The sequence below is a fragment of the Rathayibacter sp. AY1A2 genome, from assembly GCF_002930935.1.
GTDB lineage: Bacteria > Actinomycetota > Actinomycetes > Actinomycetales > Microbacteriaceae > Rathayibacter.
The window spans coordinates 16,859-33,390 of the sequence record NZ_PSTP01000023.1 but is presented as its reverse complement, the minus strand read 5'-3'; the positions used below and the strand labels follow the sequence as shown (position 1 = coordinate 33,390).

Genomic DNA, 16,532 nt, shown 5'->3' with positions numbered 1-16,532 from the left:
GCCGGGCTCAGCCCGAGTGGTGGCGCCCGATCGGCAGCACCAGCGGCGTACGCGAGACCGGGTCCTCGATCACGCGCGACTCCATCCCGAACACCGCGCGCACCGTCTCCGGCGTCACCACCTCGGCGGGCGTGCCCGAGGCGTACAGGGCTCCGTCGCGCACGGCGACGAGGTGGTCGGCGTAGCGGGCGGCGAGGTTGAGGTCGTGCAGCACGATCACGATGGTCGTCCCGCGCGAGCGGTTGAGGTCGGTGAGCAGGTCGAGCACCTCGACCTGGTGCGACACGTCGAGGTAGGTCGTCGGCTCGTCCAGGAGGAGCACGTCGGTCCGCTGGGCGAGGGCCATCGCGATCCACACACGCTGGCGCTGCCCGCCCGAGAGCTCGTCCACGGGGCGGTCGGCGAGCTCGAGCGTGCCGGTGTCGCGCAGCGCCTCCTCGACGATCGCGTCGTCGTCCGATCCGGAGCCGCGGCCGAAGAGGCCCCGGTGCGGGTAGCGGCCCCGGGCGACCAGGTCCGAGACGGCGATCCCCTCCGGCGCGATCGGGGTCTGCGGCAGCAGCCCCACCTGCTGCGCGACCTGGCGCGTCGGGAGCCGGTGGATCGCGCGCCCGTCGAGCAGGACGCTCCCCGAGCGCGGGGTGATCAGCCGCGCCATCGCGCGCAGGAGCGTCGACTTGCCGCAGGCGTTCGCGCCGACGATCACCGTGATCCGGCCGGGCGGCACGGCGAGCGAGAGCCCGTCGACCACGACGCGCTCGTCGTAGGCGAGGGTGACCGCGTCGGCGGCGAGGGTGGGCGGGGCGTCGGTCACAGGGAGCCTCCGGAGCGGTTGCGGCGGGCGAGGAGCCAGAGCAGGAAGGGCGCGCCGAGGGCGCCGGTGACGACGCCGACCGGGAAGCGCGCGCCCGAGAACAGCGCGCCGACGACGTACTGGGCGAGCAGGTCGGCGGCGAGCACCACGACCGCGCCGACCAGGGCGGAGGGGATCAGCAGCGTGCGCGCGCTCGGCAGGATCCGCCGCGCGATCGGCCCCGAGACGAAGGCGACGAACGCGATCGGGCCGGTGGCGGCGGTCGCGACGGCCACGAGGCCGACTCCGACCGCGAGCAGGGCCAGCCGGCTGCGCCGCACGTCGAGCCCGAGCGCGGTCGCCGACTCGTCGCCGAGCTGCAGCACGCCGAGCCGGCCCGAGAGCAGCAGCGCCAGCGGCACCAGCACGAGCATCGTCAGCGCGAGCGGCGGGACGGAGGGCCAGGCGGCCGAGTTGAGGCTGCCGGTCAGCCAGCGCAGCGACTCCTGGACGTCCTCGAAGTCGGCGCGGGTCTGCACGTAGGCGATCACGCTCTGGAACATCGCCGCGACGCCGATGCCGATGAGGATCAGCCGCGCCCCGATCACTCCGCCGCCCTCGGCCAGCCCGGCGATGATCAGGGCCGTCGCGAGCCCGGCCGCGACCGCGATCACCGAGACCGCGCCGCCCGAGAGCCCGAAGAACGCGATCGCGACGACGGCCGCCGCGCTCGCCCCCGACGTGATGCCGATGATGTCGGGGCTGGCGAGGGCGTTGCGCAGCATCGTCTGGAAGATCACGCCGCCCATCCCGAAGCCCACGCCCACCAGGACGGCCGTGATGGTGCGCGGCAGCCGCAGCGTGCCCACGGTGAAGGAGGCGCCCGGCACGGTCTCGCCGAGGATCACGCGGACGACCTCCGGCACCGAGTAGACCGTGCTGCCGACCGTGAGCGAGACGACGACGAGCGCCAGCACGAGCACCGCGAGGACCGCGCAGCCGATGACCGTGCGCCGACGGCGCAGCGTGCGGCCGGCCGCGATGCCGACCGCGGCGGGCGCCTCCGCGGTCCTCACAGCGCCCGCACCTTCGAGCGGCGCACGATCGCGATGAGCACCGGGGCGCCGATCAGCGCGGTCACGATGCCCACCTCGACGTCGCTCGGCCGGGCGACCACGCGGCCGACCACGTCGGCGACGAGCAGCAGCAGGGCGCCGAGCAGAGCGGAGGAGGGCAGCAGCCAGGCGTGCGCGGGGCCGGTGACGCGGCGGGCGAGGTGCGGGACGACCAGGCCGATGAATCCGATCGGTCCGGCGATCGCGGTCGCGGCGCCGCAGAGCAGCACGGCCGCGAGCCCCGCGACCAGGCGGATCCGCCCCACGCGCCGGCCGAGGCCGGTCGCCAGGTCGTCGCCGAGCGCCAGTGCGTCGAGCCCTCGCGCGCTGGAGAGGGCCAGCACCGCGCCGACCGCGAGGAACGGGAGGACCTGCAGGATGCTCGCGGTCTCGGCGCCGCCGACTCCGCCGACCTGCCAGAAGCGGAAGCGGTTCAGCGTGGTCTCCTGGGTGAGCAGGACCGCGCTGATGAGGGAGGTGAGCGCGGCGGCGGTGGCGGCTCCGGCGAGGGCGAGCTTCAGCGGAGTGGCGCCCTCGCGGCCGAGCGAGGCGACCGCGTAGACGAACGCCCCGGCGGCGGCGGCTCCGAGGAACGCGAGCCAGATGAACTGCGGCAGGCTCGTCGCTCCGACCCCGGCGATCCCGAGCACGACCGCGAGCGAGGCGCCGGAGTTGAGGCCGAGGATGCCCGGATCGGCGAGCGGGTTGCGGGTCAGGCCCTGCATCACGGCTCCGGCGAGCCCGAGCGCGGCGCCGACCAGGATCGCGAGGACCGTCCGCGGCACCCGCCCCTGCACCGCCGCGACGACGATGGACGCCGGATCGGGCGAGGTCAGCGCCGGCCAGACCTCGCCGAGCGGGATCTCGCGGGAGCCGTACACGAGCGAGAGGACCGAGGCGACGGCCAGCGCGACGAGGGCGACCGCCAGCGCGGTCGCCCTCGTCTTCCGGGTGGGTGCGGTGCGGGTCACGACACCTTGTCGGCGGCCGCGGCGAGGCCTGCGGTGTACTCGTCGAGCACCCACGGGATGCTGAGCAGGTTCGGCGACGAGGTGGCCATGGCGGCGGAGGAGCCGTCCTCCAGCACGTAGACGGAGCCGCGCTCGACGGCCGGGATCTTGGAGAGCAGCGGGTCGGCCTGCAGCGCGGCGAGGGTCGTGTCGTCGCCGTAGACGACGAGCACGTCGGCGTCGAGCTGGTCGGCGTTCTCGGAGCTGATGGTGCCGCTGAACGCCTCCGAGTCGCCGGAGAGCTCGGCGACGCTCGGGGCGACGTCGAGCCCGAGGTCCTCGACGAACTTCACGCGCGCGTCGTTCGGCGTGTAGTAGGTGAAGGTGCTCGCGTCGGTCGGGTCGTACCAGCCGTACATGAACGTGGTGCCCGCGAGCTGCGGGTAGGACGCGGTGGTCTGCGTGATGTCGCTCTCGATCTCGCCGACCTTCGCGACGGCCTCGTCCTCGAGGCCCAGCGCGGCGCCGTCGAGCTTCGCGGAGTCCTGCCAGGTCGTGCCCCAGGGCAGGCCCGGGTAGGCGACGGTGGGGGCGATCTGGCTGAGGGTGTCGTAGTCCTGCCGGGTGATGCCGGAGTAGGCCGAGAGGATCACGGTCGGGCTGAGGTCCGAGATCGCCTCGAAGGGCACGCCGTCGGTCTCGTCGAACAGGGTCGGGGTCTCGGCGCCGGAGGCGTCGAGCGCCTCCTTCGTCCACACCAGCAGGCCGTCGCCGTCCTCGTCGCCGTAGGAGGCGCGGGTGAAGCCGACCGGGGTCACACCCAGCGCGAGCGCCACGTCCTGGTTGGTCCAGCTCGTTGCGACGACGCGGTCGGCCGACTCGACGGTGGTGCTGCCGAAGGCGTGGTCGACGGTGACGGGGAAGCCCTCGCTGCTCTCGGCGGCGCTGCTCTCGGACGTGCCCTCGGAGCCGGCGTCGGCTCCTCCCGAGCAGGCGGTGAGCAGCAGGGCGGCGAGGCCGAGCGAGGCGACGGCGGTCAGGCGGAGGGGGGTGCGAGTGGCGGGCACGGCGATCCTTCGAAGGGGGTGGTGTGGGTTGCGAAGGTTAACCTAACCTAACCGCCTGGACGGGGCCAGTGGCCGGTGGGATCAGCGGACGGCTCGCACAGCCACCACCGCATCCATCCGTCGTCCGCGGCCCGTGCCCGCCGCGGGGGCGGGCCGCTGCTGACGGATCGATCGCGGGTGCGGCCCAGCGGGAGCATCGTTAGCGTGGAGGTCCGCGCCGATCGCCGGCGCCGAGGGGAGCCCCATGGATCAGACCGTCGAGATCGACGCCCGGGCGGAGGCCCTGCGCGCCGACCCCGAGAGCTTCGCCGCGATGGACGCGCTCTGGCGCAGCGTCTACGCCCTGCCTATGTGGTGCTTCATCGCGCGGGGGCCGGACGACGCGCCCACCCCCTTCGTCGGCGGCCTGGAGTCGGGGCCGATGGTCTTCGCCTTCACCACGGGGGAGCGCGCCCGCGCCGGGGCGCTGCACGCCGGCCTCTCCGACGAGGACGCGTCGCGCGTGCTGAAGGTGCCGATGCCGGCCGCGCTCGAGTGGATCGCGGCGATGGGGTCCTCCGGAGTCGCGGGAGTGGTCTTCGACCTGCCCCGCTTCGGGTACTTCGCGCCCCTCCAGAACCTGCTGCCGATGCGCGACTTCATGGCGGCGAACCCGCCGGCCTGAGCCCCGCCCCGTCGAGACCAGCGGATTCGCCGATACCAGCTGATCCGCCGGTTGTCGCCGCCCCGAACTGGTCACTGGACGACACCCGAGGATGGTGGGCCGGAGGCGCGCCCGTCCTCCGAGGACGAGGCCGGGAGCCGCCGATGGGGAAGCTGCACTACGACGGATCGGTCGAGATCGACGTCGAGGACCGGGTGCTCGCCCACCTGCAGATCGTCCTCACCGCGAAGCTGCGCCGGGGGGAGTCGTGCCTGCTCACCTGGCGCGACGAGAACGGGATGAGCGACGGCCGCAGCGCGATCGGGCTGCACCCCTCGCACACGCTCCGCTACAGCTACGCCGGCGGCCGCATGCCCCGCATCAAGCCCGCCTGGATCTCGGCGCTCACCGATCTCGCGAACTCCGCCGGCGGCCTCCGCTTCGTCCCCGAGCCGCCGGAGCCCGTGCGTCCCCCCGGCGGGAGCGCTCGCCGGTGACCGGCGGCCGGCCCTGTGCCCGGCCTCGGGCTCAGCAGCCGGAGTCGGCGGCGTCCGCGTCGAGCGCCGCCGCGGTGCCGAGCGCGATCAGCGACTGATCCGTCGCGACCGCGACCCTCGGGAAGCCGAGCGCTCGCAGCAGCCCGGCGCGCTCGCGGTCCCCCGCGTAGGCCCCGGCGCCCTTGCCCGCGCGCCGGGCCGCCGCGGCGATCCTCGGCAGCGGGTCGTCCGGTCCGTCCGCGGCGAGCAGGTCGGACAGGTCCCGTCCGAGGCCGATCGCGAGGTCGAACGGGCCGACGAAGACTCCGCTCACGCCCGGCACCGCGAGGATCCGATCGACGGCGTCGAGGCCGGCCCGCGTCTCGATCATGACCCAGAGCGCGGTGCGCGCCTCGGCGGCCGACGGGGGAGCGGCGCCCCAGAGATCGGACATCGGCCCCCAGCTGCGGCGGCCGAGCGGCGGGTAGTGCGCGGCGCGGACGGCCGCGAGCGCCTCCTCGACCGTCTCGATCATCGGGACGACCACGATGTCTGCTCCGGCGTCGAGCGCCCTGCCGATCAGGGCGTCGGAGAGCCCGGCGACCCGGACGCCGACGGGCGGCCTCCCGCTCACGGCGCCGAGCGCGCGCAGGGAGGCGAGGACCGCGGCGTCGTCGAACGCGCCGTGCTGCGCGTCCAGGCACAGCCACGCCGGCCCGCCGCGCGCGATCTGCGCGACCGTCAGCGGCTCCCCGAGCCGGCACCACACCCCGTCGGCCCGACCGTCTCCGAGAACCCGTTCCGCATCCACGGGTCCGATCCTCGCGCACGGAGCGCCGCCTAGGCGAGGACCGCCAGCGCCGTCGACAGGATCCCGAGGACGACGCCCGCCCCGAGCAGGATCAGGCCGGTCAGGCGCAGCGCCCGCACCGCGTCGCTCCACCGGTGCAGGCGGATGCGGTGCGGATCCTCCTCGCGGTAGTGCACCTCCCGCTGGTCCGACCGCGTCGGCGTCAGCGGGTCCCCGGCGGACAGCGGACGCGACCGGACCTCGCCGGCCCGGGTCACCCAGTGCAGCGCGAGGGGCGGACCCTCCTCGAGGTAGGCGGTCGTCGTCAGCCAGCGTCCGTCGATCAGCGCCGCGACGAACGCGGCGAGCAGGAACAGCACGCCGAGGGGGAGGGTGACCAGCGAGAGGGCCTCGGAGATCGTCTCCAGCATGCAGCGTCCCTCCGACCGGATCCGGTGCTGAGCGTACCGAGTCGGCGGCCGGCGCGTCCGCAGTGGGACGCGCCCCGCCGCCGAGCCCGCGGGCCTCAGCCCCAGGCGACCTCGAGGTCGACGACGAACGTCACTCCGAAGCGATCGCGCAGCATCCCGTACAGGGGCGACCAGGCCGCCGGGGCCAGAGGCACGACGACCGCCGCCCCCTCCGAGAGGCCGTCCCAGAGGCGGTGCAGCTCGTCGGCGTCGGAGCCGCGGAGCGACACGAACACCGGGATCGTGCCCGGGTCGTAGGACGTGTGCGCGGGGACGTCGTACGCCATGACGCGGAAGCCGGCCTCGGAGACGACCTGGCCCCACATCAGCTGGTCGGCCTCGTCGGGCGCGGTGACAGCGTTCGCGTCCGCGTAGGACATCGCGTCGAGCCGGCCTCCCGTGACCGAGGAGTAGAACTCCAGCGCCTCGCGGGCCTGTCCGCGGAAGTTGAGGTGGGTCGTCGTGGTGATGCTCATGGTGCGCTCCTCGCAGTCGTGCCGGGTCGATCACCCGGTGCCCCGACGCTCCCAGGAGAAGAGGACGGTGACGGTCCTCTTCTCGGAATATCCTCGGGACGTGCCCACGACGACCGAGCGGCTCCTCCTGCTCCTCTCCCTCCTGCAGACCCGCCGCGACTGGCCGGGCGGAGTGCTCGCCGAGCGCCTGGGGATCGCGCCGCGCACGGTGCGTCGCGACGTCGACCGGCTCCGCACGATGGGCTACCGGATCGACGCGGCGAAGGGCCCCGGCGGCGGGTACCGGCTCGAGGCCGGCGCCGAGCTCCCGCCGCTGCTCTTCGACGACGAGCAGGTGCTCGCCCTCACCGCCGCCCTGCGTGCGCCGATCGCGGGGCTCGAGGAGGCGTCGGCCCGTGCGCTGGCGACGGTGCGGCAGGTCCTGCCCGCCCGGCTCCGGCCCCGAGCGGATGCGCTGCGCTTCACGGTCGCGGCGGCGCCGGCTCCCGCGGTCCCCTCGGAGCGGCTGGTCGCGGTCGCGGCGGCCGTCCGGGCCTCGGAGGTGCTCCGCTTCGCGCACGCGGAGGCGGTGCGCCGCGTCGAGCCCCACCACCTGGTCGCGCGTCAGGGCCGCTGGTACCTCATCGGCTTCGACCTCGACCGCGACGACTGGCGGGTGTTCCGCGTCGACCGGCTCGAGCCGCGCTCACCCCGCGGTGCCCGCTTCCGCCGCCGGGCGCTGCCGGTCCGGAGTCCCGCCGAGTTCCTGGAGGCGCGGTTCCGCGGCGGAGCGCCCGGGGAGGGGTGGCCGTGCCGCGGCTCGGTGGTGCTGGAGGCGCCCGCCGCCGAGGTCTTGCCCTACGCGGGCGACGGGGAGGTGGAGGACCTCGGCGACGCGGGCTGCCGACTCGCCCTCGGCGCCTGGTCGTGGGAGGCGCTCGCCGCGTCGTTCGGCCGGTTCGACGCTCCGATGGCCGGGGCCGAGCCGCCCGAGCTGGCCGCCGCGTCCCGCGTGCTCGCGGAGCGGTACGCCGCGGCGGGAGCCTGACAGGACCGCGGCGGCCGTCCGGCGCCGCTACTTCACCGAGTACCGGGCGCTCCCCGTGCTGCCGTCCGCCGTCGCGACCGTCAGCGTCCAGCAGGTGCCCCGCTTCGCGGGCACCGTCCACGCCTTCACGTAGCGGTTCGTCGCGGTGTCGTAGCGGAGGCGTCCGGTCAGGGTGGTCGTCGGCGCTCCGGTGAGGACGGCGCCGGCGGTGCAGGAGGTCTGCTTCTGCGTGACGCTGCGCACGTCGGCGAGGGCGGAGTGGCGGAACGTTCCCGCGGAGGACGTCGAGGTCACCCGGAACGTCATGCCGGTCGCGGCTCCGGCGGCCACGCTTCTCACCGAGGTGCTGAGCCCGCCGATCGTCCACGGGGTCACGGTGTAGGACGCGGTGAGGGTCGAGACGTTGCCCGCCCGGTCGGTCGCGGTCGCCCGGTACACGTGCGGACCGACGGAGCGGCCGCCGCCCGTGATCACGCAGTCGCCGGTGAGGCCCGAGAGTGCGTCGTCCGCGAGGCAGCGCGCTTCCGGGAGCGCCGTGCCGTAGGGGTAGGACCCCTCGGGCTTCGACGTGAACGAGAGCTGCGGCTTCGTGGAGTCGATGTCGATGCCGCTGCGGGTCGTCGTGGCACGGTTGCCCGCGTTGTCGACGGCGGTGCCGGTGACGCTCTGGCCGGGGCCCTCGCGCAGGATCCGCGCGGGGGTGCAGCTGCGGATCCCGGAGCCGCTGCCGTCGGCGCAGGAGAAGCCGACGGAGACGGGGGAGCGGAACCAGCCTGCGGCGTTCGGAGCCGTCGGCGTGGTCGTCGCGGCGATGGTGGGGACGCCGGTGTCGACGATCCGGTAGGTCGCGGTGGCGGTCGTGGTCAGTCCTCCGGGGTCGGTACAGGTGCAGGTCGCCGTGCGGGTGCCGAGGCCGTTCACGAGCGTGCCGGTGACGACGGCCTCCTCGCTGAACGTTCCGCTCTCCGCATCCGTGATCGCGCAGGCGGCCCTCGGCTCCGAGCCCTTCTCGTAGGAGGCGCCGTCGGTGGCGGAGGCGACCGTCACGACGGGCGGGGTGTTCGCGGGGACCACGGTGACCGTGTGCGGCACGCCGGCCGTGGTGCCGTACGCGTTCCGCGCGCTCACCGTGAAGGTGGAGTCGCCTGCGGTGGTCGGCTTGCCCGAGACGACGCCCTCCGGCGAGAGGGCCACCCCCGCGGGAAGGGCGCCGGACGAGACCTCGAAGGTCGCGGCCGGGCCGGACGCCGTGAAGGTCGCGGAGTAGCGGGTCCTGGTCTTGACGAGCGTCTCGGCGGTGTCGGCGGTGAGGGTCGGCAGCGGGCCGATCGCGAAGGCGTGGTTGAAGCCGACCGCGATGCCGGTGGCGCCGGTGATCCCGGCCGGGACGTCCAGCTCCGTGTCGCCGTCGGGGTGCAGGGAGACGACGGTGCCGTCGGACGTGAGCAGGACGCTGAAGCCGATGCCGGCGGCGATCGCGGTGATGCCGCCGAGATCGGCGGGGACCCGCGGCAAGCCGGAGTCGACGGGGTCGCCCCAGGTGACGACGGTGCCGTCCCGCTTCAGGGCGAGGCTGTGGGAGTAGCTGACCGAGACGGCGACGACGTCCCGGAGGCCCGCCGGGGCGGTGTACGCGCCCCTGTCGTCGCCGCCCCACGCCACGACCGTCCCGTCGGCGCGCAGCGCGAGGCTGTTCCAGCCGCCCGCGGCGATCGCGACCACTCCGGAGAGACCCGCCGGCACGTCGGTCGCTCCGAACTGATCGGAGCCCCAGGCCGCCACGGTCCCGTCGCCCCGCAGAGCGAGGGTGTGGTAGCTGCCCGCGGCGACGGCGGTCACGCCGCCGAGTCCGGCCGGGACGTCGGTCTGGCCCTGACGGTCGTCGCCCCACGCGACGACCGTCCCCTCCATCGTGAGGGCGATGCTGTGGAGGTACCCGGTCGAGATCGCGGTCACCTCGCGGAGCCCGGCCGGCACGTCCCGCTCGCCCTCCAGATCCGCTCCCCAGGCCTCGACGGTGCCGTCGGTGTGGAGCGCGAGGGTGTGGCTGTAGCTGCTCGCGACGTCCGTGAGGTCGGACATGCCCGCCGGCACGTCCCACTCCCCGTTGAGGTAGCGCCCCCAGGCGGCGACGCCGTTGGCGAGGTGGTCGTTCCCGACCGGCACCGGGTCCGGCTCGGCGGAGGCGAGGGGGGCCGCGGTGCCGGCGAGCAGCGCGACGGTCGCGGTCAGAGCGAGCAGAGTGCGGCGCAGGCCCGCGGCGGTGCGGGCGGGGCGCGGAGAAGCGGGGTCGGTCACGGGCTCACGCTAGGGGCCGGCTCTCCTCCGCGGCGGGGGCGGGGGCGCCCTGTAGCGGACATGTCCTCTAGAGGGCGGAGCGCCGCTCCTCCAGGGCGGAGCCCGTCCCCTCCAGGGCGGAGCCTGGCCCCTCGAGGCCCGCGGCGGAAGGGCTTGCCCGGATCCGCGGCGGGGGATTGGCTGGAGGGCAGGAGAGAGAGGTGTCACCATGACGCAGACCTTCCCCGCCTGGTTGCGGGATCAGCAGAAGAGGGACGACGAGGTCGGCCGCTTCGCGCAGGCCTTCGGCGGTCGCGACGACCTGCCCGAGCACGGCGGCCGCGCGATCTACGACGGCTACTTCGCCAGCGAGCCCGAGTCGGCGCAGGCCGATCTGGACCGCGCCTGGATGGAGTTCGAGGCGCACCCCGAGCCGTCCGCCACGTCCGACGAGCCGGAGGGACTCCGATGAGCGACCAGACCCCGAGCCCCGTCGAGGACCCGGACGACCAGTCCGACAAGCCGTCGCAGGCCGAGGGCGAGGACGAGCGCGACACCCCGCACGAGGTCCTGCCCGCCGAGGGCAAGCCCTCGAAGGCCGAGGGCTGAGCCGACGCACTGAGCCGACGCACTGAGCCGACGCACTGAGCCGACGCACTCCCCGGAGGGGCGCATCCTGCAGAGGGTGCGCCCCTCCGTCGCGTCAGCGCCCGGTGACCGCCAGCAGCTCGTGCGCCGCGGCGCTGTCCGGGTAGCGGGAGAGCACGCGCTCCAGATCGCGCCGAGCCGGAGCCGTGCGCCCGTCCGAGAGGAGCGTGCTCGCGCGCTCGAGCAGCGCCTCCGCCCGCAGCTCCACGGGCCGCGCACTGGTGACGGTCGGGCGCACCACCCGGTCGAACGCCTCGAGGGCGCCCTCGATCACGCCGAGCTCGCGAAGAGCGACGCCGCGGCGGATGAGCACCGCGGCGGAGGCGGCGTCCACGTTCTCGACGGGCGCCGAGAACTCGGCCACGTCGCTCCAGCGGCGGCGGGCGGAGTAGAGGGAGGCGAGCGTCGACGCCGCGAGGGTCGACGGCTCCAGGGTCTCGACCGCCACGGCAGCCGCGGCCGGATCCATCGGTGCTGCCAGCTCGGCGTAGAGCAGGCGCAGCGCCGGGGCGTCGAGCGGCACCTCCACGTCGAGGCCGCCGCTCAGCGGCAGGCGGACGGTCAGCGCGATCCCGTAGCGGCGGAGGAAGGAGTCGGCCGACGGGTCGTAGCGGATGCGCACCAGCCAGCCGGTGAGCCGCAGAGCGCGGTCGTCGTCCGCGGAGTGCAGGGCGTCGCGGACGAGCTCGACGACGGCCGCGAGGCGCGAGCCCTCGGGGGAGCCGGTGGTCGCCTCGTGCAGGTCCTCCGCCGGCGCCCCGGCGCGCACGAGCCGGAGCAGGGGCGCCTCCCACGCCGGAGCGAGGGCGGAGGGGCGCACGAGACCCGGCCCGCCGGGCATGCTGAGCCAGCCGGACAGCCGGGAGCGGTGGTCCTCGAGGGAGAGCGGGTCGCCGGCCGCCCGGAGCCGGGGGCGCGCGAGGGCACGGAGCTCACCGCTCCGCCGGAAGCCGACTGCCACGGCCGATCCCCCTCCGCGTGCGACGGCGGCTGAGGACCGTCGATCCGCCGAGTCTACGGCGTCGCCCCCCGCCGTCACCCCCGAACGGGGAGCGACGCGCTGGCGGCGATCCCCCGCCTCCCGTCGTCGCCCCCCGGCGCTGTCAGGCGCCGATCGAGCCCGCCGTGCGCAGCGGCATCACGTCGGGCTTCTCGGCGGTGCTCGCGATCGTCACGACCGCCTTCTCCTCGTTCGAGCGGAGCACGGCGTCCATGATCTCGAGCACGTGCAGGGCCACGCGGCCGGAGGCGCGGTGCGGGCGGTCCTCCGCGATCGCCTCCGCGAGGTCGGCCAGTCCCACTCCGCGACCGGTGTCGATCACGCCGGCGGAGTCGGGGACGACCCGCCAGTCCTCGTCGCGGACGGCGACCTCGACCGGGTCCGAGAACATGTTCGGATCCGGGACCGAGATGGTGCCCTCGGTGCCGTAGACCTCGAACTTCGGGGCCCGGCTGCGCCAGACCTCGAAGCTCACGGTGACGGTCGTGGCGACTCCGCTCGCGTGCTCGAGCAGCGCGGTGATGTGCGTGTCGATCGTCACCTCGATCGGCGTGCCCGCCTTCGGCCCGGTCTCGATCGTGCGCGGGCGGTCGGAGCGGGTGGCCAGGCCCGTGACGCGGACGACCGGCCCGAAGAAGTGCACGAGCGCCGTCAGGTAGTACGGGCCCATGTCCAGCAGCGGGCCGCCGCCGGGCTGGTAGTAGAACTCGGGCGCCGGGTGCCAGCGCTCGTGGCCGGGCGCGGCCCAGTGCACCTGCGCGGCGATCGGGGTCCCGATCGCGCCGGAGTCGAGGGTGAGGCGCGCGGTCTGCACCCCGGTCCCGAGCACCGTGTCCGGGGCGCTCGCGAAGCGCAGGCCCAGCTCGTCCGCGAGGTCGAGCATCGGCGCGGCCTCGGCCGGGTTCAGCCCGAGCGGCTTCTCGGCGAAGACGTGCTTGCCCGCCTTCAGGGCGCGGGTGCCGATCTCGACGTGCGCCGCCGGGATCGTGAGGTTCAGCACCGCGTCGATCTCCGGGTCGTCGATCAGCGCGTCGACGGTGAGGGCGCGGACGCCCTGCTCGTCGGCGACCTGCTGCGCCCGCTCCTGGTTCAGGTCGGCGACCGCGACGAGGCGGAGGCCGGGGAAGGTCGGGAGGTTCGCGAGGTACTGCTCGCTGATCTTCCCGACGCCGATGATGCCGACTCTCAGCGGGACGCCCACAGCATTCCCCTCTCGATGATCGTGCGGACGTTGTCGTCCTGGAGGATCTCGACGCGGTGGCCCGGCGTCGAGACGAAGATGCGGCCCTCGCCCCAGAGGCGGGTCCAGATCGCGGGGGAGGTGATGGGGCGCTTCCACGGATCCCACGGGCGGACGGCCTGCGTGGTCGTGGCGAGCACGTCGTTGTAGTCGTCGTGCAGCACCCAGTACTGCTCCGTGACCAGCTCGAAGTCGGAGATGCCCTGCGTGATCGGGTGGTCGGCGGCGAGGGCCGTCATCTCGATCGTGTGCGGCATGTAGTTGTCCGACTGCTCGCCGGTGCGCTCGTCCGGGTGCTTGCCGGGGTGCGAGGCGAACTGGCCGCCGATCAGCTGCAGGTAGTCGGAGTTGTCGCGGTAGGAATCGGCGATCCCGCCGTGCCAGCCGGCGAGGCCCGTGCCGCGCTCGACCGCCGCGCGGAGGCCCAGGAACTCCTCCCACTGGATGGAGGTCATCGTGTTCGACTGCACGATCAGGTCGACCGTCCGCATGTACGCCTCGTCGGCGTACACGGCGGTCGACTCCTCGACGCGCACGTCGTAGCCGTTGTCGCGGAGGAACGGCAGGAACAGCTCGGTCGCCTCGACCGGTTGGTGGCCGTCCCAGCCCCCTCGGACGACGAGGGCCGTCTTGCCGGGAGTGGTCGGGGAGTGGTCGGTCATCGTCGTCCTCAAGTGCGGGCGGATCGCTCCGCGGTTCGTCATCGAACAGGACTTGCGCAACTTCTGTGCGGGAGCCCCGGCGTCCGACCATCATGCACCGCGGTTCCCGGCGGAGCAAGCCGTCCTGGCGCAGGGCTAGTTGCGAAAGTCGGCATCCGCTACGGTGAGCACATGCCCGACCACGACGACGTCTCCGGAGCGACCACCCGCCCGACCATGGCGCTCATCGCCGAGCGCGCCGGGACGAGCGTCCCCACCGTCTCGAAGGTGCTCAACGGCGGCACCGACGTCTCGGAGGCGACCCGTCTGCGCGTGATGGAGGCGGCGCACGCGCTCGGCTACCGCCGCCGACCGCGTCTGCGCCCGCCGGTCGAGGATCCGCACTCCGCCCAGATCGTCGACGTCGTCGTCGGCCACATCGGCGGCACCTGGATCGGACCGGTCCTCGAGGGGATCGAGGCCGAGGCCTCCGCCGCCGGGGCCGACCTGGTGCTCACCCGCGCCCGCGACGACGGCGCCTGGATCAGCCGCCTCCTCCGCCGCCCCTCACTCGGCGCCATCGTGGTGCTGGTCAACGTCTCGGCCGCGCAGCTGCACCTGCTGACCACCGCCGAGCTGCCCGTCGTCGTCGTCGACCCCAGCACGCGGCCGCCGGCCGACGTCGCGAGCGTCGGCGCGACCAACTGGGACGGGGGCCGCATGGCCGCCGAGCACCTCCTCGACGCCGGCCACACCCGCTTCGGCGTCCTCGGCGGCACCCGCACCCAGCTCTACAGCAGCGCCCGGATCGACGGCTTCACCACCGCGCTCCGCGCCGCCGGGGTCGAGGATCCGCGCGTCGCCTACTGCGACTGGGACCGCGAGCTGGCCCGCGAGGCCGCCGGGCTGATGCTCGCTGAGCCGGACGTGCCGACCGCCTTCTTCGCCTGCTCCGACGTGATGGCGCTCGGCGTCTACGAGGCCGCCGACGACGCCGGCCTCCGCATCCCGCGAGACCTCAGCGTCATCGGCTTCGACGACGTCGAGGAGTCGGCCTGGGCGACCCCGCCGATGACCACGATCCAGCAGCCCATCGGCGAGATGGGCGCCATCGCCTTCCGGATGCTGCACCAGGCGCACCGGTCGGCGACCCCGCTCGCCTCGGGAGCCTCGGCCACCCGCATGGAGCTGGAGACGCGGCTGATCCGCCGCGCCTCCGTCGCGCCCGTGCGCGTCTAGCGCCGCCCGCTCGCCCTCCCACCCCCGCCCCCTCGGGATCGATGCGTCACGAACGGTCCTCATCCGCCCGCCGTGACGACCGTTCGTGACGCATCGACCCCGGCGGGCGCCGCGGTCCCGCGGCCCCCGCCCTCAGTGCCCCGCGCCGAGGTTCCCGGCGAGGCGGCCGTGCATCCGGGTGGAGGCGTCGTTCATGCCCGCGATCACGGCGCGGGTGCCGTGGCGCTCGTACTTGGTCGTGACGGCGTCCAGCGCGGCGACGGTCGAGGCGTCCCAGATGTGGGAGCCGGAGAGGTCGATCACGACGTGCGCAGGGTCCTCCGCGTAGGAGAACTGCGTGGTGAGGTCGTTGCTGGAGGCGAAGAACAGCTCGCCGGTGACCGTGTAGTGGGCCGTCGATCCGTCGGCCGAGAGGGTGCGCTCGACGGTGGCGAAGTGGGCGACCCGGCGGGCGAAGACGACCATGGCGGCGAGGACGCCGACGACGACTCCGATCGCCAGGTTGTGGGTGAGGACGACCACGACGACCGTGGCGATCATGACGACCGTCTCGCCCACGGGCATCCGCTTCAGAGTCGACGGGCGGATGCTGTGCCAGTCGAACGTCGCCACCGAGACCATCACCATCACCGCGACCAGCGCGGCCATCGGGATGATCGCGACGAGGTCGCCGAGCGCGACGACGAGGATCAGGAGGAACACGCCGGCGAGGAAGGTCGAGATGCGGGTGCGGGCGCCGGACGCCTTCACGTTGATCATCGTCTGGCCGATCATCGCGCAGCCGCCCATGCCGCCGAACAGGCCGGAGAGCACGTTCGCGGCGCCCTGCCCGAGCGACTCGCGGGTCTTGCGGGAGGGGGTGTCGGTGATGTCGTCGACGAGCTTCGCGGTCATCAGCGACTCGAGGAGCCCGACGAGCGCCATCGCGACGGCGTACGGTGCGATGGTCGTGAAGGTCTCCCAGGTCAGCGGCACGTTCGGCACGAACAGCTCGGGGAGGCTGCGGGGCAGCTCGCCCTGATCGCCCACGGTCGGGACGGCGACCGCCGTGACGACGACCGCCGCGGTGATCAGGACGATGGCGACGAGAGGCGCCGGAACGGCCTTCGTCAGGCGCGGCATCACGACCATGATCACGATGCCGACGGCGACCAGCGGGTAGACCAGCCAGGGCACGCCGATCAGGTTGGGGATCTGCGCCGAGAAGATCAGGATCGCCAGCGCGTTCACGAATCCGACCATCACGCTGCGGGGGATGAAGCGCATGAGCTTCGCCACTCCGAGCAGCCCGAGCACGATCTGGAACACGCCCGCGAGGATCACCGTCGCGATGAAGTAGTCCATCCCGTAGTCGCGGGCGACGGGGGCGATCACGAGGGCGACGGCGCCCGTGGCGGCGGTGATCATCGCGGGGCGTCCGCCGAGGAACGCGATCGACACGGCCATCACGAACGACGAGAAGAGGCCGACCCGCGGATCCACGCCCGCGATGATCGAGAACGAGATCGCCTCGGGGATGAGCGCGAGCGCGACCACGAGGCCGGCGAGGACCTCGCGGGTCAGGATGCGGGGGGTGCGCAGCGCCGTCATCACGGTGGGCTCGGCGTGCGGGCGGGCAGGGGTCTTCGAGGCGAGGGCCATCGCGGCGGCTCCAGGGAGTGGGAGGGGTGCTCGACGAGG

Annotated in this window: 18 protein-coding genes; 6 read left to right on the top strand and 12 right to left on the bottom strand. The window is 74.1% G+C overall.

Annotation, left to right across the window (positions count from 1 at the left end; all coding sequences use genetic code 11):
- Positions 1-7 precede the first annotated feature (7 nt).
- From C5B93_RS15035 to C5B93_RS15020, 4 genes are read right to left on the bottom strand one after another with little or no spacing between them, the layout of a single operon-like run.
- A complete protein-coding gene (locus C5B93_RS15035) occupies positions 8-814 on the bottom strand; it encodes an ABC transporter ATP-binding protein (protein ID WP_104224308.1) in 807 nt (268 codons plus the stop codon).
- Positions 811-1,869 carry an iron chelate uptake ABC transporter family permease subunit gene (locus C5B93_RS15030; RefSeq protein ID WP_104261585.1) on the bottom strand — a complete coding sequence of 353 codons (1,059 nt, stop codon included), beginning with the start codon at positions 1,867-1,869 and terminating at the stop codon, positions 811-813. Before C5B93_RS15030 ends, C5B93_RS15035 begins: the two co-directional genes overlap by 4 nt.
- Positions 1,866-2,879: an iron ABC transporter permease gene (locus tag C5B93_RS15025; RefSeq protein ID WP_104292800.1), complete on the bottom strand. Its 1,014-nt coding sequence runs from the start codon at positions 2,877-2,879 to the stop codon at positions 1,866-1,868. Before C5B93_RS15025 ends, C5B93_RS15030 begins: the two co-directional genes overlap by 4 nt.
- Positions 2,876-3,925, bottom strand: coding sequence for an iron-siderophore ABC transporter substrate-binding protein (locus C5B93_RS15020; RefSeq protein WP_181027213.1), 1,050 nt, complete (start codon positions 3,923-3,925; stop codon positions 2,876-2,878). The genes C5B93_RS15025 and C5B93_RS15020 overlap by 4 nt, the downstream gene beginning before the upstream one ends.
- Before the next feature lie 244 nt (positions 3,926-4,169).
- On the opposite strand from C5B93_RS15020, the gene C5B93_RS15015 reads away from it, so the two are divergent.
- Positions 4,170-4,589, top strand: coding sequence for a hypothetical protein (locus tag C5B93_RS15015; protein WP_104224305.1), 420 nt, complete (start codon positions 4,170-4,172; stop codon positions 4,587-4,589).
- A 143-nt stretch (positions 4,590-4,732) separates the two neighbouring features.
- Complete coding sequence (locus C5B93_RS15010; RefSeq protein ID WP_104292799.1) at positions 4,733-5,065, top strand: ATP-dependent DNA ligase; 333 nt, start codon at positions 4,733-4,735, stop codon at positions 5,063-5,065.
- A 31-nt stretch (positions 5,066-5,096) separates the two neighbouring features.
- Here C5B93_RS15010 and C5B93_RS17365 read toward each other — a convergent pair whose 3' ends face one another.
- From C5B93_RS17365 to C5B93_RS15000, 3 genes are all read right to left on the bottom strand, one after another.
- Positions 5,097-5,855: an HpcH/HpaI aldolase/citrate lyase family protein gene (locus C5B93_RS17365; RefSeq protein ID WP_181068409.1), complete on the bottom strand. Its 759-nt coding sequence runs from the start codon at positions 5,853-5,855 to the stop codon at positions 5,097-5,099.
- Between the two features lie 29 nt (positions 5,856-5,884).
- On the bottom strand, positions 5,885-6,265 hold the full coding sequence (locus C5B93_RS17360) for a hypothetical protein (protein ID WP_104267914.1): 381 nt from the start codon (positions 6,263-6,265) through the stop codon (positions 5,885-5,887).
- Between the two features lie 95 nt (positions 6,266-6,360).
- The gene (locus C5B93_RS15000; protein ID WP_104292797.1) at positions 6,361-6,780 is read right to left on the bottom strand and encodes a VOC family protein; all 420 of its coding nucleotides are present in this window, start codon (positions 6,778-6,780) and stop codon (positions 6,361-6,363) included.
- 100 nt (positions 6,781-6,880) lie between these two features.
- Between C5B93_RS15000 and C5B93_RS14995 the strand changes: the two genes are divergently transcribed.
- Positions 6,881-7,807, top strand: a complete 927-nt coding sequence (locus C5B93_RS14995; RefSeq protein WP_258068238.1) for a YafY family protein — start codon at positions 6,881-6,883, stop codon at positions 7,805-7,807.
- Between the two features lie 27 nt (positions 7,808-7,834).
- Here C5B93_RS14995 and C5B93_RS14990 read toward each other — a convergent pair whose 3' ends face one another.
- The gene (locus tag C5B93_RS14990; RefSeq protein WP_104292796.1) at positions 7,835-10,105 is read right to left on the bottom strand and encodes a PxKF domain-containing protein; all 2,271 of its coding nucleotides are present in this window, start codon (positions 10,103-10,105) and stop codon (positions 7,835-7,837) included.
- Positions 10,106-10,313: 208 nt separating this feature from the next.
- Between C5B93_RS14990 and C5B93_RS14985 the strand changes: the two genes are divergently transcribed.
- Together C5B93_RS14985 and C5B93_RS17355 are read left to right on the top strand one after the other, a co-directional pair.
- Positions 10,314-10,556, top strand: coding sequence for a hypothetical protein (locus C5B93_RS14985; RefSeq protein ID WP_104227148.1), 243 nt, complete (start codon positions 10,314-10,316; stop codon positions 10,554-10,556).
- The gene (locus C5B93_RS17355) at positions 10,553-10,693 is read left to right on the top strand and encodes a hypothetical protein (RefSeq protein ID WP_159940045.1); all 141 of its coding nucleotides are present in this window, start codon (positions 10,553-10,555) and stop codon (positions 10,691-10,693) included. The genes C5B93_RS14985 and C5B93_RS17355 overlap by 4 nt, the downstream gene beginning before the upstream one ends.
- A 94-nt stretch (positions 10,694-10,787) precedes the next feature.
- Here the strand turns inward: C5B93_RS17355 and C5B93_RS14980 are convergent, their stop codons facing one another.
- From C5B93_RS14980 to C5B93_RS14970, 3 genes are all read right to left on the bottom strand, one after another.
- The gene (locus C5B93_RS14980; protein ID WP_104292795.1) at positions 10,788-11,693 is read right to left on the bottom strand and encodes a tol-pal system YbgF family protein; all 906 of its coding nucleotides are present in this window, start codon (positions 11,691-11,693) and stop codon (positions 10,788-10,790) included.
- A gap of 142 nt (positions 11,694-11,835) precedes the next feature.
- Positions 11,836-12,933, bottom strand: coding sequence for a Gfo/Idh/MocA family protein (locus C5B93_RS14975; RefSeq protein WP_104255953.1), 1,098 nt, complete (start codon positions 12,931-12,933; stop codon positions 11,836-11,838).
- Positions 12,918-13,634 carry a ThuA domain-containing protein gene (locus tag C5B93_RS14970; protein ID WP_104224320.1) on the bottom strand — a complete coding sequence of 239 codons (717 nt, stop codon included), beginning with the start codon at positions 13,632-13,634 and terminating at the stop codon, positions 12,918-12,920. The genes C5B93_RS14975 and C5B93_RS14970 overlap by 16 nt, the downstream gene beginning before the upstream one ends.
- 171 nt (positions 13,635-13,805) lie before the next feature.
- Between C5B93_RS14970 and C5B93_RS14965 the strand changes: the two genes are divergently transcribed.
- On the top strand, positions 13,806-14,852 hold the full coding sequence (locus C5B93_RS14965; protein WP_104292794.1) for a LacI family DNA-binding transcriptional regulator: 1,047 nt from the start codon (positions 13,806-13,808) through the stop codon (positions 14,850-14,852).
- A 132-nt stretch (positions 14,853-14,984) separates the two neighbouring features.
- Here C5B93_RS14965 and C5B93_RS14960 read toward each other — a convergent pair whose 3' ends face one another.
- A complete protein-coding gene (locus C5B93_RS14960) occupies positions 14,985-16,493 on the bottom strand; it encodes a SulP family inorganic anion transporter (RefSeq protein WP_104261213.1) in 1,509 nt (502 codons plus the stop codon).
- Positions 16,494-16,532: the final 39 nt, after the last annotated feature.

Excerpts from the sequence above, each read along its gene's own strand:
- C5B93_RS15015 (WP_104224305.1), top strand. The coding sequence starts at position 4,170 with ATGGATCAGACCGTCGAGATCGACGCCCGGGCGGAGGCCCTGCGCGCC.
- C5B93_RS15010 (WP_104292799.1), top strand. The coding sequence starts at position 4,733 with ATGGGGAAGCTGCACTACGACGGATCGGTCGAGATCGACGTCGAGGAC.
- C5B93_RS17360 (WP_104267914.1), bottom strand. The coding sequence starts at position 6,265 with ATGCTGGAGACGATCTCCGAGGCCCTCTCGCTGGTCACCCTCCCCCTC.
- C5B93_RS15000 (WP_104292797.1), bottom strand. The coding sequence starts at position 6,780 with ATGAGCATCACCACGACGACCCACCTCAACTTCCGCGGACAGGCCCGC.
- C5B93_RS14985 (WP_104227148.1), top strand. The coding sequence starts at position 10,314 with ATGACGCAGACCTTCCCCGCCTGGTTGCGGGATCAGCAGAAGAGGGAC.
- C5B93_RS17355 (WP_159940045.1), top strand. The coding sequence starts at position 10,553 with ATGAGCGACCAGACCCCGAGCCCCGTCGAGGACCCGGACGACCAGTCC.
- C5B93_RS14970 (WP_104224320.1), bottom strand. The coding sequence starts at position 13,634 with ATGACCGACCACTCCCCGACCACTCCCGGCAAGACGGCCCTCGTCGTC.
- C5B93_RS14965 (WP_104292794.1), top strand. The coding sequence starts at position 13,806 with ATGCCCGACCACGACGACGTCTCCGGAGCGACCACCCGCCCGACCATG.
- C5B93_RS14960 (WP_104261213.1), bottom strand. The coding sequence starts at position 16,493 with ATGGCCCTCGCCTCGAAGACCCCTGCCCGCCCGCACGCCGAGCCCACC.